12 protein-coding genes are annotated in these 13313 nt (G+C 56.2%); 7 read left to right on the forward strand and 5 right to left on the reverse strand.

The genetic code is table 11. The features are described from left to right. Positions 1-90: 90 nt before the first annotated feature. The 4 genes from FF011L_RS24465 (at position 91) to FF011L_RS24475 (ending at position 3462) form a co-directional block, all read left to right on the forward strand. Positions 91-1104 (forward strand): DUF1559 domain-containing protein, encoded by a 1014-nt coding sequence (locus FF011L_RS24465; protein WP_145354559.1) that lies wholly within the window; start codon positions 91-93, stop codon positions 1102-1104. Between the two features lie 85 nt (positions 1105-1189). Further along, on the forward strand, positions 1190-1348 hold the full coding sequence (locus FF011L_RS26600; RefSeq protein WP_218932864.1) for a hypothetical protein: 159 nt from the start codon (positions 1190-1192) through the stop codon (positions 1346-1348). Between the two features lie 408 nt (positions 1349-1756). Further along, a complete protein-coding gene (locus FF011L_RS24470; RefSeq protein ID WP_145354560.1) occupies positions 1757-2794 on the forward strand; it encodes a DUF1559 domain-containing protein in 1038 nt (345 codons plus the stop codon). A gap of 134 nt (positions 2795-2928) precedes the next feature. Continuing rightward, a complete protein-coding gene (locus FF011L_RS24475) occupies positions 2929-3462 on the forward strand; it encodes a carboxypeptidase-like regulatory domain-containing protein (protein WP_145354561.1) in 534 nt (177 codons plus the stop codon). Positions 3463-3545: 83 nt separating this feature from the next. On the opposite strand, the gene FF011L_RS24480 is transcribed toward FF011L_RS24475, so the two are convergent. Continuing rightward, positions 3546-6098, reverse strand: coding sequence for a ComEC/Rec2 family competence protein (locus FF011L_RS24480; protein ID WP_145354562.1), 2553 nt, complete (start codon positions 6096-6098; stop codon positions 3546-3548). A 68-nt stretch (positions 6099-6166) separates the two neighbouring features. Here FF011L_RS24480 and FF011L_RS24485 point away from each other — a divergent pair, with 68 nt between their 5' ends. Further along, positions 6167-6958, forward strand: coding sequence for a DUF1559 domain-containing protein (locus FF011L_RS24485; protein ID WP_145354563.1), 792 nt, complete (start codon positions 6167-6169; stop codon positions 6956-6958). A 612-nt stretch (positions 6959-7570) separates the two neighbouring features. On the opposite strand, the gene FF011L_RS24490 is transcribed toward FF011L_RS24485, so the two are convergent. Then, the gene (locus FF011L_RS24490) at positions 7571-8650 is read right to left on the reverse strand and encodes a DUF1570 domain-containing protein (protein ID WP_145354564.1); all 1080 of its coding nucleotides are present in this window, start codon (positions 8648-8650) and stop codon (positions 7571-7573) included. Positions 8651-8812: 162 nt separating this feature from the next. Here FF011L_RS24490 and FF011L_RS24495 point away from each other — a divergent pair, with 162 nt between their 5' ends. Continuing rightward, on the forward strand, positions 8813-10195 hold the full coding sequence (locus tag FF011L_RS24495; RefSeq protein ID WP_246109606.1) for a hypothetical protein: 1383 nt from the start codon (positions 8813-8815) through the stop codon (positions 10193-10195). Positions 10196-10211: 16 nt separating this feature from the next. Beyond that, positions 10212-11207, forward strand: a complete 996-nt coding sequence (locus FF011L_RS24500; protein WP_145354565.1) for a peptidylprolyl isomerase — start codon at positions 10212-10214, stop codon at positions 11205-11207. Between the two features lie 150 nt (positions 11208-11357). Here FF011L_RS24500 and FF011L_RS24505 read toward each other — a convergent pair whose 3' ends face one another. From FF011L_RS24505 to rpsT, 3 genes are read right to left on the reverse strand one after another with little or no spacing between them, the layout of a single operon-like run. After that, a complete protein-coding gene (locus FF011L_RS24505) occupies positions 11358-12419 on the reverse strand; it encodes a protein arginine kinase (protein WP_145354566.1) in 1062 nt (353 codons plus the stop codon). A gap of 3 nt (positions 12420-12422) precedes the next feature. Then, positions 12423-12959, reverse strand: a complete 537-nt coding sequence (locus FF011L_RS24510) for a UvrB/UvrC motif-containing protein (protein WP_145354567.1) — start codon at positions 12957-12959, stop codon at positions 12423-12425. Positions 12960-13016: 57 nt separating this feature from the next. Beyond that, positions 13017-13295: a 30S ribosomal protein S20 gene (rpsT, locus tag FF011L_RS24515; protein WP_145354568.1), complete on the reverse strand. Its 279-nt coding sequence runs from the start codon at positions 13293-13295 to the stop codon at positions 13017-13019. Positions 13296-13313 lie beyond the last annotated feature (18 nt).

The following is a 13313-nucleotide window of genomic DNA, read 5'->3' on the forward strand; positions in this document are numbered from 1 at the left end:
GGAATCGAGTTGTCCGGCAGACCGCCGCTGAAGCACGATTTCCAGATTCGCAATCATGTAAATATCTCTCTCTTAGTTGAAGGAAAACAAATGCGTCGCAATTGTGACGGAAACGTTCAGCAGACGTCTCGCCCAGGCTTTACCTTGGTCGAACTGCTTGTTGTGATTGCCATCATCGGCGTCCTGGTTGGCTTGTTGTTGCCAGCCGTACAAGCTGCCCGCGAAGCAGCTCGACGAATGCAATGCCAGAACCAGCTCAAGCAGGCTGGCTTGGCAGCTCACAACTATCAAGACACATTGGGGAAACTACCTAATGGGGGTCGCGACGGAGACCATCGCGTTCCTGACCCACTCGACGATTGCTGCAATTCGCAGACTCGTTACGGCTGGAGCTGGTCCTATTCGATCCTTCCATACATCGAACAAGACAACGTTTACGACCTCTCGAGCGAATCCGACGACCCCTTGGTGGGATCCGGCGGAAACAACACCAAAGAAAACATCGTGGCCCAGACCGCAGTGCCGGTCTACAACTGCCCTTCCCGACGCATTTCTACGCCTTACGGCAGTGGAATGTACCGCGTCGACTACGCTGGAAACGCCGGGACCCGCGGTCCTGGTAGCGTTCGTGCTGCGGAAAGTAGCGGCAAGGATGGAGTGATCATTCAGACCGACCGTGCACGAATCCGCATCGAACAGATTCGTGACGGTTCGTCCAACACGATCATGTTTGGCGAAAAAGCCCTGCATCGCGATTCCTTCGGCACCGAAGGTGGCGACAACGAACGCTGGAACAACGCTGGCTGGGACGAGGATATCGTCCGCTTTGGTGCTGGCAAATTGGCTGACGGTACCGTTTACGGTATCCCCCCAATCACCGACAACCGAGCAACCCACCAAGAATCGGGTGCGTGGACCACGGTCACCGATGCCGGGGGTATTTCCTGGGGAGCATGGCACCCATTCTTCGGATCATCGCACCCTGGCGGAACCAATTTCTGCCTAGCTGATGGATCGGTCCGCTTGATCGCGGAAACGGTCAACGGTGACATCTTCCGACTGCTAAGCGTCAGCAATGACGGGCAGCCTTTCGAAATGCCGTAAGCAAAATTAGCTGCGACCCAAAAGCCACGTCCAGTTCGGACGTGGCTTTTCCCTTAGACACTCTCATTCATAGCAACACAAAAACATGAACCGCTTAAGCGCTATTTTTCTTTTGACCATTTCCGCTTTCCTAGTCGGCTGCGGAAGCAGTGAACCTCCTGCACCTCCCGTCATGGACGCGGCAATGCAAGAAGCGATTTCACAAGAAGACCAAGCTGTTGCGGATGCTGAAAGAAACCAGTAATTCGATCAACACCAGTCGAAAACCGTGATCGGTTCCCAGTCAAGCGACAGGGAACCGATGCCCCTCGCGAGCATTGCTCGCGTTTTTTATGCGCCAAGAGCTCTAACAAACGCAGCAAACGAAAACCAATTTCAAAATTGCGCGTTCCCGCAAGTTATCAAGACGCTCCCAATATCTCGCTCGGTAAGTGTTGGCTGAGGCGGAACTTAGCAATAACACACCCCCAGACAACAAACTCTCGCCCCCCGCACAAAACCATACGAAACAAAACCATATAACCAACAATCGCCTTGCCAGCACCCTAAAACCCTCTACAAAGGTGTCGCACAGACCATTGAGAGCGACAAACCTACTCAGGCACTTCGCTCTCCTCTTTTCTTTTTCTTTTCTGATAGCGGGTTTCTTACCATGCACAATAGATCTGAGCACAGACAGGGTTTTACGCTTGTTGAATTACTGGTCGTCATTGCGATCATCGGCGTGCTTGTCGGATTGCTTCTTCCAGCGGTCCAAGCAGCACGTGAAGCAGCGCGACGAATGCAATGTTCGAACAACTTCAAGCAGATGGGCTTGGCTCTGCATAACTACCACGACACTCACGGGTCGCTGGTTTACCGCAAAGGCGGAACCGCAGAAAACGCCGGTCGTCGAAGTGGTTTCATTTCGTTGCTACCCTTCATTGAAGCGGGCAACATGTGGGACCAAGTTCGCAACGGTTCCCCTTCCGAAGGCCCTCGCGCCTGGTCGGGCTGGGCACCGTGGAATACATCGCCTGAATTTGTCCGCTGCCCATCCGATTCTGGAATCCAGAGTGGCGGCCGAAGGAACTCGATTGGTTTTGTCATGGGTGACCAAATGAAGAACATCCGTGATGACACTTCCGCCCGTGGAATGTTCCAAGCCGGTAACCAGGGCGTCCGTTTCCGCGACGTAATCGATGGACTTTCCAATACGCTGATGATGAGCGAACGATTGTGCAACGAAGGCATGCCAAGCGGCCAGAACCCTGTTGCCGTTGGACTACGTCAAGTTGAATACAAGCGAGGCCTAGCAACACCGGTACCCGGTGTCACCGATGCACCAAACCTTTGCTACACCGTCGTTTCGGGGAACTACTACGCCGACGGCACCACGGTTAACTGCCGCTGGGGCCGATACTGGCAAGATGGCCAACCGGCCTACATCGGGATCAACACCGTCCTTCCACCGAACGGACCAGCCTGTGCCGAGAACGGATCATGGGGTGACCAAGACGAAATCATCCTTCCTCCATCCAGTCGCCATCCAGGTGGCGTCAACGGTGTGATGGGTGACGGTTCGGTTCGCTTTGTGACCGAAACGATCGATTCGGGTAACTTGGGTGTCGGACAACCCGACCAAGGACCAAGTGTTTACGGAGTGTGGGGAGCCATGGGTTCCAAGGCGGGCGGCGAAGCGGCTCAGTAACCACGCTTGCCATATCCTGATCACTTTTCTCACTGCCAGACGCGGCCACCTCGTTAACCGCGTCTGGCTTTGCCCACCACTGGCGGGCGGCCAGTGGCTGTGTCCTCACTGCTCGAATACACCAGAGACCCAATATGCGCTTGCTACATTCGCTTCTCCTTCAACGTCGGTCATTTGCACCTTGGCTTGCGGCCTCCGCCGTCGGCTTGGCGGTTCTTACCCAAGTTGGCTGTGGTGGCTCCGGCAATCCGCCAACCTACCACGTGTCAGGCTCCGTCACTCAGGATGGAAACCCCGTCGCCGATGCAACGATCTCCTTCGTCTCCCTTGAATCAAACAAAAGTTCCGTTGGTAAAACCGACGCATCCGGCAACTACCAGCTGACCACCTTCGAAGCCAATGACGGAGCCCTTCCAGGTGAGTACAAGGTGCGAGTCTTCAAATTCGAACCGACTGAAGACATTCCCGCTGCGGAAGTTTCGGACTCGTCGGGTGAAGATGTGATGGAAGAAATGCCAAGTGACTATTCCGACCCCGGAGCGGAACGTGCACCGGCGGCCCCCAAAAACTTACTTCCTGCGATCTTCAATAGTGCGACGCGGACTCCGCTGAAAGCAACTGTCACCGAAGGCGAGAACAAAGTCGACTTGACGCTGGATGCAAAATAAGGGGGCAAGCTGGCTGTCACTTGCATTGCGTGTTCAGCCAAGAACGTCGGCGTTTAAAAACTCTGACAACTTTATAAGATGCGTTACGGGACCTTGCGAACGGTCCCGTCCGCATCCAGGTGGAACACCACCGCTCCCTCCAGTGCCGTGACAAACACCTCGGATCCGTGCTGGCCCATCGCAGCCAGCACCTCGGGGCGTCCTGCTCGCTCGCCGCCGCTAACGACCACCGTCCGCGGACGGCTCCAATCTAGCAGGGGACGCATATCCTCCTGCAGCGAACCATGATGCGGCGCCATCAGCAAACCTCCACCGGGCGGTCGCGGATATTGCAGCAACAAATCGGTTCCTGGCAATTCAATGTCGCCGGGTAAGAAGAGGGTTGTCCCGCGATGCACAACCTGTAGGACCAAACTGTTCACGTTGTCGTTCCCCGGCAGACGCTCTTGCGGCGGATGCAGAACGGAAATTGCGGAAGTTTCTTTTCCGAATGTCAGGACCGTTCCTGAGGACCGCTCTTCAGACGGAATCTGGTGACGCTGGATCGCTTCTCGAATCGGCTCTAGCCCACGTTCCTCATCCTCCAACATGCCTGGAGGCGTGATGACTCTGCCGACGGAAAACCGAGCCAACAAGCCTGGCAACGCGTTGTAATGATCGGAATCGGCATGAGACAGCACGATCGTATCGAGATGTACGATTCCACATTCCCACAACACCGCTTCAATCGGACGACTGCTCTGAGCAGGCGCTCCCAGTCGTCCGCAATCGTACAACCAGACCGGCCCCCCTTCGCTGCGGATCAAAACGCTTGTGCCATGCCCGACATCGACAAACGTCACCTCCATCCCGCCGGGAGGAATCGCATGCAAGACACGACTGCGATAGACCGTCGCCAACGGCCAAGCGATCGCTCCCCAAAGAAACAGCCACCCGATCAACCATGCCGCTCGATGTTTGAACCAAGCAAGTCGCCATAACTGCGACGCCAACACTGCCAGTCCAAGCAACCCATAAAATGAAACGACCCACCACCCAGGTGGCGACGGCATCCAGAAATGCCCCCCTGGCACCTCCGCCAATCCACCGATCAAACGGCGAATCAACAGCAAACTGCTATCGCAGACCGCCGCGGGCACGCTCGCCGCGGGCTGAAACAGCGCCCCCAGCAAGACCGTTGACAATCCCGACAGCAAAGCAACTAAAAGGGGGACTCCCAACAACACGTTTGCCAAAACCGAAATCGGCGAAACGATATGAAAGTAAAACCAGACCAGTGGCGCGGTCACTGCCCACACCCAGAAACTAAACTGAAAGGCAAGCCAACCCCGCCTGCGCGATACCCGAAAGAAACGTTGCCCCCATCCGACGCGGGCGTCGATCAATCTTTCCAGTGGATCCTCCGACTGGCCCGCGGCCGCCAGCCCTGACACTTGGCGGGCGGCAACGATCAGCGTTCCGACCGCCAGGAACGACAACTGGACACCAACCCGCGTGAGGTTTGCGGGGTTCCAGACAAGCAGAATGGCAGCGGCAAGCGCCAATGCATTGAGCGGATGGATCGTCCGCCCCGACCACAAACCCAGCAGCATGGTTCCGACCAACAAAGCGGCTCGCATCACAGGCGGACGGCCGCCTGTCACCGCTGCGTAGGCAACGCAGGCTACTAGAATAATCAAGTATTGTTTTCCATGAGAGAGCGTGGTCAAAGCCAATAGCCATGAAACCGCCAACGCAACCATCCCCAGGTGCAAGCCACTGACCGACAACAGATGTGCCGTCCCCGTGGCCAACAATTGCTCACGCTGCTGTCGTTCGACCGCTTCACGACGGCCCAACACCAACGCGGCGGCAAGCGGCGCCGATCCTGGACTAAGCCGCTGATCAAGCGTCTTATCACCGCGGATGCCGAAGCGAGCAAAGGGGCGCTGCAGACTGAAGTGCTGTCCAATTTTTTCAATCTGAGTCAAGCCGTCTACCCGGATCCTTGCCTGCTGCCCACGTGCAGCATAGATCGGCCGCATGTCGGGTTCCCCCGGGTTACGAGGCGGTGGGATGGACTGAATGCCGCCCAACAAAACCAAGACGTCACCAGGCAAACAGCTAGAGGCATCGGCGTCCACACTCACGCGAGCCCCTCCGAAGACCGGATGCCAATCTTGACCGATCCGAATCCGTTCCACCCGGACATCAAATACCGTCTGCCACTCCTCTTCGCGGCCTCGCATTTGCGCCAGTCGATTGGGTTTTCGTTCGACGCTGCCCGTTACAGCAACCTGCAAGATCGCGGGCTGCCAATCGACCGTCACGTAGCGGTTCAAACTTGCCAGACGGGTCTGTTGCTGACGTTCTCTAGCATGAACTGAAAAGACCACTGCGACACAACACAGCACGGCCAACCAGCCCAACCGTCGCTGCGACCAACGCCGCGATCCCCAAAAGAACAGCCCCGCCAGCAAGATCCCAGTGATCGCAAACCACCAGGACCACAGACTTCCCTGAATCCCTGCCGCCGCAGCCAACGAGAACGTAATCAGAGGATAGCGCCGAAGCAGATGCCGATCGACATACATCCCCAGCCGCGACGATTCGCTCGATAATCGCTCTTGCCCCGTCATGATCTTATCGTACTGCATCCACCGGTGAGATACACTATCAGAGGGGCAGTGATACAAACCATCCACTTATCCAATCGAGTCCTTCCATGAGCAACATGCCACCATACCCTCAAGAAGGGGTCCAACCTCAGATGCAGCCTCAAGCGGCTTCTTCAAATAAGAATGGGCTCATCATCGGCTGCCTGATCGCTGCGGGTGTCGCGATTCCTGTCTTGCTGATCTGCGGCGGAGTCCTCGTTGCTCTGCTATTGCCCGCGGTTTCAGCGTCTCGCGAAGCAGCCCGCCGAATGCAATGCAGCAATAACATGAAACAGATTGGGCTGGCTTTCCACAACTACCATGATGTTTACAGGACGTTTCCCCCAGCCTACACCGTCGACGAGGATGGTAATCGCTTGCACAGCTGGCGAAGCCTGATCCTCCCGTTCATGGAACAACAAGCCCTTCATGCACAGATTGATTTCTCAAAACCGTGGGATGATCCAGCCAACCGAACGGTTGCACAGACCGCCATCCCGGCCTACCACTGCCCATCCTCTCCAGGGGATCCACTCTCTTCGTCGTATGTGGCGATCGTCGATCCTCAGGGCATTATGTCTGGTGAAAATGGCTCCCAGATGCAATCGGTTACGGATGGAATCTCCAACACCATCCTGTTAACCGAAGTGGATACGAGCCAGGCCGTCCCCTGGATGAGCCCCGAGGATATCGATCTTGCGACTTACCTTGCGGTGACCGCAAGCTCACAGCACAACCATCCTGGAGGTTCAAACACATTGCTCGCCGATGGGTCGGTTCGATTCGTCGCGTCAGAGATAGACGAAGAGACCTTAAAAGGGATGGTGACCAAGGACAATGGCGAACGGGCTGGCTTTTAGGAAGCGTTCTTCTCCGGCGACTGACGCCGCCGACAAGTATTTGTCGCCCTCCGGGCTGCCTCCCTAGCAGAACGCCGCGAGCCGTCCGGGCTGTTTTCTTAGCGGAACGGCGCGAGCCGTCCGGGCTGCCTTCTTAGAGGAACGGCGCGAGCCGTCCGGCCCGATTCGCTGAATTTTAACCTGCTGCAAAGCGGTTTGTGTTGATTTGGTTTTTAGCCCAGCGGGCGGCAGATATTTGCCGGCGGCGTCAGCCGCCGGGTCACTGCTCGAGCATCGCCTAGCCCAGCGGGCGGCAGAATTGGAGATGGAAAAATTCTGTCGCCCGCTGGGCTTTACTATCCGCTTGTTCTTCTCCGGCGGCTGACGCCGCCGGCAAGTATTTGTCGCCCTCCGGGCTGTCTTCCTAGCAGAACGCCGCGAGCCGTCTGGGCTGCCTTCTTAGCGGAACGGCGCGAGCCGTCCGGCATTCGCCTTGGAATTCTCACGTACTTGCCGGTCGGCTTGCGCCGATCCGCTAGGAAAATCTGCCCGCAGATAGCAAAGTGCGTCCACCGCCTGGCGACGGCAGCCGCAACAAGAACAACACTGGATGACGACAGCCTATGCCCCAAACTACAACGCCCTAACATAGCGTTGCAAATCGATCGTAAAACGTTCGATATCGCCACCCACCCAGGCTTGAAAATCCCTGATACGATGGCTCCGCGGATAGACGCGAAAGGGTGGCCCCGTACTGGTCTGCTGAACCGCCGCGCGGAAGGATTCAGGCCTTGCCTCGGACAAGTAAAAAACCATTGCCCAGCTGAGGCAATAGGCATCGGCGATCTGATCGGGATCCTTAAAAGCCGTGTCATCGGAGACCAGCTGGCGGATCGCTTGCAGCAGGCTTTCCGAATCTTGGTACCGCTTCTGGAACTGACGCGCGTAGTTCGCATGGACTCGATCACGCGTCGAACGGTTTTCACGACTGGCTCCCATCTTTGCGGGTTCGAAGAGACTTCCGATCCCCTCAACCAACCACTGAGGGGTCACCGAAACACGACTGTGAACTCCGGTGTTGTATGCCGCTTGATGAGCCGTTTCATGACGAATAGTTTCCGCGATGTATTCGGCATACCCATTCTCGTGCATCATCACTCGGTTCGAAGCCAAGTGGTAAACCCCGGCGACATTTGAAATCTGGATCCCCAGTTTCTGGAACTGATCTTGCATCGCTTGGCGATCGGGCAAGACCACGGCGACCAATGGGAAACGCCCGCTGCGAATCTGAATTCCCCGCAGCTCCATATGCCGAATGAACTGCCGGTAGAGTTCTTCAAAATGTTTCGGCCAACGCTGGCCACGTCCCCGAGGCTGGACAACCAAGTAGTGAGTGGTTGCCACGACTTCGTAATCGCGACCGAACTCCGATAGCAGCTGACCACGGACCTCGGCAACGGACGCCGGAGTAAAGCCGGCATCGATTCGCCGGAGGTTTTCGGGCTTTGTTTTGTCCACCGTATCGTGCAACCAACCATCTTGGCCCAACACAACGGTCCGCTCAGGGACATTGATCAGCTGCAAACCTTGCATCGTCTGCCCTGCCCACTGGAACTCGACCATCGCCGGCCGCTCAGCAGCCACCGTGACTGACAGGGCGATCCACAGCGCCAGCAGTGCAAAGAAAGGGAGAAACGGCGATCTCTTTAGCATGGAAATCGGATTCGTCCTCGAATTGGGTGATTAGCGACCGGGTCCTTCTGAAGATTAGGTTAGAATCGAAGAGGATGGGCGTTTTCTAATCCGTCCAGCGGAAGAAGTCGGGACATCGCGCCCATCTATGACGATTTCTCTTATCCTTTGCGAGCGGTACCTATGTGGCGTCCTCTAACGCACGTTGTCCACACGCCCCCTCTTCGCTGGAAGTGCCTGCTTCCAACGCTCCTGCTGGCGGCGATATCACTGAACATCATAGCTCCCCCGCTACGAAGCCAGCCTCCCACAGACGACGCTCCCCCTACGACCGAAACGCCGGCGACCGAGACGCCCTCACCTGAAGTGGATATCGATTTCAAGGCGGACATTCTGGAACTGATCGACCAATTGGATGGGTCACGATTGGTCGGACGGCAAACGGCAGAACGGGAGCTGATTAAAAAGGGGCCCTCTGCCCTCCCCTTTTTTCCTGACGATCCGGGCAGCCTTTCCGCCGAAGCTCGCCTAAGACTCCGGCGCGTCCGTGCCGCTTTGGAAAAACTGCAAGCCCGCATTGAAACGAAAAATGTCGTTGTCCGCTTGAACGGTGCCAAAACGCTGGAGGAAGCCTTAGAAAAAATCAGTGCCGCCAGCGGGGTCGGTTTTGAACATGGGCTGCCACCCAGCACACCGATCGAACTGGGAACCTCCGGGCCTTTATCTTTTTGGCAGGCCCTTGATACCGTCCTTGATGCTGCCAATCTGGACATCGACTTTTACGGCGGAGGCGAAAGCAAACTAGCGTTGGTTCCCCGCCAAGAGAATCGTCCGCGACGAATCGATTCAGGAGCTTACACCGGCGTCTACCGACTGGAACCGACTATGGTCACCGCTCGCCGAGTCCTAAACAACCCTCAACTAAGTGGGCTGCAGATTTCGATCCAGGTCGCCTGGGAACCACGGCTTACCCCGATCGGTTTGTCTTTGCCACTAAACCAAATTCAAGCGACCCTCGACGACGGAACGAAGCTGACCCCATTATCAACCGAGGGCGAAATTTTAATCGCCACCAATTCCGAGCTTGCCTTTTCAGAGATCGGTTTACCTCTCCAATTACCTACAGGGCGACCTCGCAAAATCAGTGCCCTCAACGGGATGATCGAAGCGTTGCTACCAGGGCCTCAGCACGCATTTGAATTCCCTTTAGCAAAAGGGAAAGCGGACAGCACGGCAGGATCGGTCACGGTTGAAATCGATGCGATCCGCCCCAACGGAACTTTGCACGAAGTTCGCATGCTGATGAAATTAAGCGAAGCCAATCGTTCCCTTGAAAGCCATCAACAATGGGTGTTTGATAATCCAGCGTTCGTAACCGCAAGCGATGGAACGCGGCGGGAGCATTTGGGTTACCAGCTGTTCCGACAAACAGGCAACGAAATCGGAATCGGCTACTTATTCGACCTTGGCGAAAACGTGGACGATTTTACCTTTCACTACGAAACACCGACCGGCATCGTCCCCAGCAAAGTTCCCTTTGTCATTCCAGAAATCCTACTGCCCTAACCAACCCAAAATTCGTATGGCACGAATCGCATTTCCTTGCAGTCGCCCCAAACGATTGCCCGCCTGCATCGTCGCGGGAACCGTGTTCGCATGGCTGGCCTGCGCCGGATCAGCCAACACGGCACCCCCTATCGTTCCAGCGGCAAGCGATCCGGCGACGATCTTGTGCAAGGTCGATGATGCCCCGATCACTCATGGCGACCTCACGCTCCTACTGAAAGAGCAGAATCAAAAGGATCCTTCAGCCGCCGTCCGCATCGCCTCGGTGCAAGTTCTGATTCAAAGAGAACTGGCCCTTCGCAGCTTGAAAGAATTAGGGGGCGCAGCGCTCGCCCAGGTGATTCAGCAACGGACCGAAGAAGCCGAACGCACCGCCGCGAAACGAGGCCTATCCCTGGACGACCAAGCGGCTCAATTAGGATGCGACGGCCCTTCACTTCACCGCAAGTTAGCATGGCAGGCAGCCTGGGCATCGTTCCTACGAAGCCGCCTCAACGACACCAACCTACGGCGTTACTTTGCACGTCACCACTCGCGGTACGACGGGACCAAACTCAGACTTTCGCAGATATTCCTGACCCCCGATCCATCCACGACATCGCCCAACACTCCGGCAGAAAAACTAGAGCGACTTGCCAAAGACTTGCGTGCCCTACAGCCCTCCGCCGAACCATTTGCAACGGCCGCAAAAGAACATTCGCAGTCTCCATCGCGTGACCGCGGAGGCGAAATCGGCTGGATCGAAGCTTACGGAGACGTCCCACCGGCGGTTTCCGAAGCAGTCTGGTCCGCCGAACCGGGATCGATCATCGGCCCCGTCGAATCACCGCTGGGATTCCATTTACTGTACGTTCACGAACGGCAAGCGGGTGAGAAAACGATCGATGAAATAGCCGACCAAACGCTTCTCCGCAGCGACGCAGCAAGCGATCTCTTCCAAGCGCTGGTCCAGCGTCAACCGAAGCCAGAGATCGAATGGGTCGACACAACCCTGCAGCCACCAGAGCTTTAGGATTGGTATGACGGGATCGTGCTTGGGCGGCGATCCCGCGCTGACGCGGCGGGTTGGGATTTTGGATGCAACCTGCTTGGAATGCGTGATTCCTGCGACACTTTCGCGGAGCGAAAGGCGACAACCAGCGAAAGGCGACAATGGCTGCAGCTACTGCGTTAGGTGGTCGTGCAGGTAGCTGGCTCGCTGGACGTTGCGATCGGAAGAACTCAACAGACGGCCGTGCAGTTTCTGAAGATGGCCGGGCTGCGTGTGGATGAACAGCTCGTTGATTTTCTTGACAGGGACCGAATCGATCAGCCCCAAATTGACGCCCATCCGGACTTTCGACAGATAGTGCATCGTTTCGTCGCTGCTGATTTTTTTGGCGGTGCAGAGGATCCCAAGGGCTCGACTGACATCGTCATGTAAATCCTGCTCGCTTTGGTCGATCAAAAACTGACGAGCTCGTCGTTCATAATCGATCAAGACGGGCACCACTTCGCCAACTTGTTCGACCAGTTCCTGCTCACTCTTACCGAGCGTGATCTGGTTGCTTACCTGGTAGAAATCGCCAGTGAACTGAGACCCTTCTCCGTACAAACCCCGAACGGTGACACTGATCTTCTGCAAGCTGCGGAAGACTTTATCGATTTGATGGGTGATCACCAGCGCCGGCAGGTGCATCATGACGCTGACTCGCAACCCGGTACCGACGTTTGTCGGACAGGCCGTCAAGTACCCATACTTGGGGTGGACCGCGTAATTGATGACCCCTTCAAGAAGGTCATCCAGATGATTGATCTGGTCCCATGCCTTGGTCAGGTCCAGCCCGCTATGCATGACTTGCAAACGCAGATGATCTTCTTCGTTGATCATCACGCTGAACTGTTCGCTGGGATCGATAGCGACCGCGCGAGCACCTTCGGCATCGGCCAATTCTCGGCTGATCAGTTGGCGTTCAACCAGGAACTGGCGATCGAGTTCACTTACTTCGGCAACGTTGACGTAGCGAACGTCTTCCCAGCCTTCTAGCTTTTCCATTCGGCTGGAGACCGTCCGTTCGATCGCTTGCCGGTCTTCCGGGGTGCAGCGTCGAATGAACGGAAAATCGCCAAGATTTCGCGCCAACCGAATTCGGCTACTGATGACGATATCGGATTCGGGACCGGTCCCTTTCAGCCATTCGCCGCAGCGGGCTGCCAGTTCGTCCAGTTTCTCGTTTTGAAGCACGCCTTAACCTTCCTCGGTAGACGAAGAATCGGAAGGGTCGGCATCCCCAGTTTCCAGATCTCGTAGCAGATCGCGAACTTCCGAAGCCCGTTCGTAGTCCTCACGTTCGACAGCTTCATCCATTTCGCGCCGCAACTGAATCGCTTGAGCCTGACGATCGGCAGAAGGAGCGGCCCGCTTGGGGCGTTTACCTTGGTGCTCTAATGAGTCATGGATGTTGCTTAGCAAGGGCTCCAGATCCTTCTGAAAGTGGGTGTAATCGTAGGGACACCCTAAGCGTCCAGCATTGCGGAATTCGTAGAACGTGATCCCACAAACCGGGCAAGCTTTTCGATCCAGCTCGGCAAGCTCTTCTTTGGTCTGCCCAAGCTTCAGCTGTTTCGCCAGCGCACTGGCGACCGATGCCATTGGCGTCGGAGCTTCCTGCGAAAGAAATCCGCGCGCGTGCTCCTCACACAAATGGAGCACTTTAGGCCCATCTGGCTCGATCAGCTCGGTGATATGAAACGTCGCAGGCTTTTCGCAGTGTTGGCACTTCATCGGATGAGCCTTTTGAATGTTCCGTAAACCGTGCGAGCCGCTAATGGACGCAAACGATTACGCAGCGGCTTCGGCTTTGGCTTTTTTGATCAGGTGCTGAATACGGCTTTTGGTACGAGCTGCGGTGTTCTTGTGAAGAACTCCACGAGCACATGCTTTGTCGATTTTTCGGCTCGCAACGCGGCCTTCTGCATCGGCGGTTTCCAGTTGTCCACCAGCGACAGCTTCGCGAACCTTGCGAATCTGCGAACGCAGACCGGTACGGATGGCTCGGTTGGCTTGACGTAGTTTCTCGTTCTGGCGAAGCCGCTTTTTCGCACTGAGTGAATTAGGCATACTGTTAGCTGAGTGTGG

The organism is Roseimaritima multifibrata, from assembly GCF_007741495.1.
Classification (GTDB): Bacteria; Planctomycetota; Planctomycetia; order Pirellulales; family Pirellulaceae; genus Roseimaritima; species Roseimaritima multifibrata.

What these genes read in the sequence shown, in the direction of transcription:
- FF011L_RS24465 (WP_145354559.1), top strand. Translation starts at nt 91, where the DNA reads ATGCGTCGCAATTGTGACGGAAACGTTCAGCAGACGTCTCGCCCAGGC.
- FF011L_RS26600 (WP_218932864.1), top strand. Translation starts at nt 1,190, where the DNA reads ATGAACCGCTTAAGCGCTATTTTTCTTTTGACCATTTCCGCTTTCCTA.
- FF011L_RS24470 (WP_145354560.1), top strand. Translation starts at nt 1,757, where the DNA reads ATGCACAATAGATCTGAGCACAGACAGGGTTTTACGCTTGTTGAATTA.
- FF011L_RS24475 (WP_145354561.1), top strand. Translation starts at nt 2,929, where the DNA reads ATGCGCTTGCTACATTCGCTTCTCCTTCAACGTCGGTCATTTGCACCT.
- FF011L_RS24480 (WP_145354562.1), bottom strand. Translation starts at nt 6,098, where the DNA reads ATGCAGTACGATAAGATCATGACGGGGCAAGAGCGATTATCGAGCGAA.
- FF011L_RS24485 (WP_145354563.1), top strand. Translation starts at nt 6,167, where the DNA reads ATGAGCAACATGCCACCATACCCTCAAGAAGGGGTCCAACCTCAGATG.
- FF011L_RS24490 (WP_145354564.1), bottom strand. Translation starts at nt 8,650, where the DNA reads ATGCTAAAGAGATCGCCGTTTCTCCCTTTCTTTGCACTGCTGGCGCTG.
- FF011L_RS24495 (WP_246109606.1), top strand. Translation starts at nt 8,813, where the DNA reads ATGTGGCGTCCTCTAACGCACGTTGTCCACACGCCCCCTCTTCGCTGG.
- FF011L_RS24500 (WP_145354565.1), top strand. Translation starts at nt 10,212, where the DNA reads ATGGCACGAATCGCATTTCCTTGCAGTCGCCCCAAACGATTGCCCGCC.
- FF011L_RS24510 (WP_145354567.1), bottom strand. Translation starts at nt 12,959, where the DNA reads ATGAAGTGCCAACACTGCGAAAAGCCTGCGACGTTTCATATCACCGAG.
- rpsT (WP_145354568.1), bottom strand. Translation starts at nt 13,295, where the DNA reads ATGCCTAATTCACTCAGTGCGAAAAAGCGGCTTCGCCAGAACGAGAAA.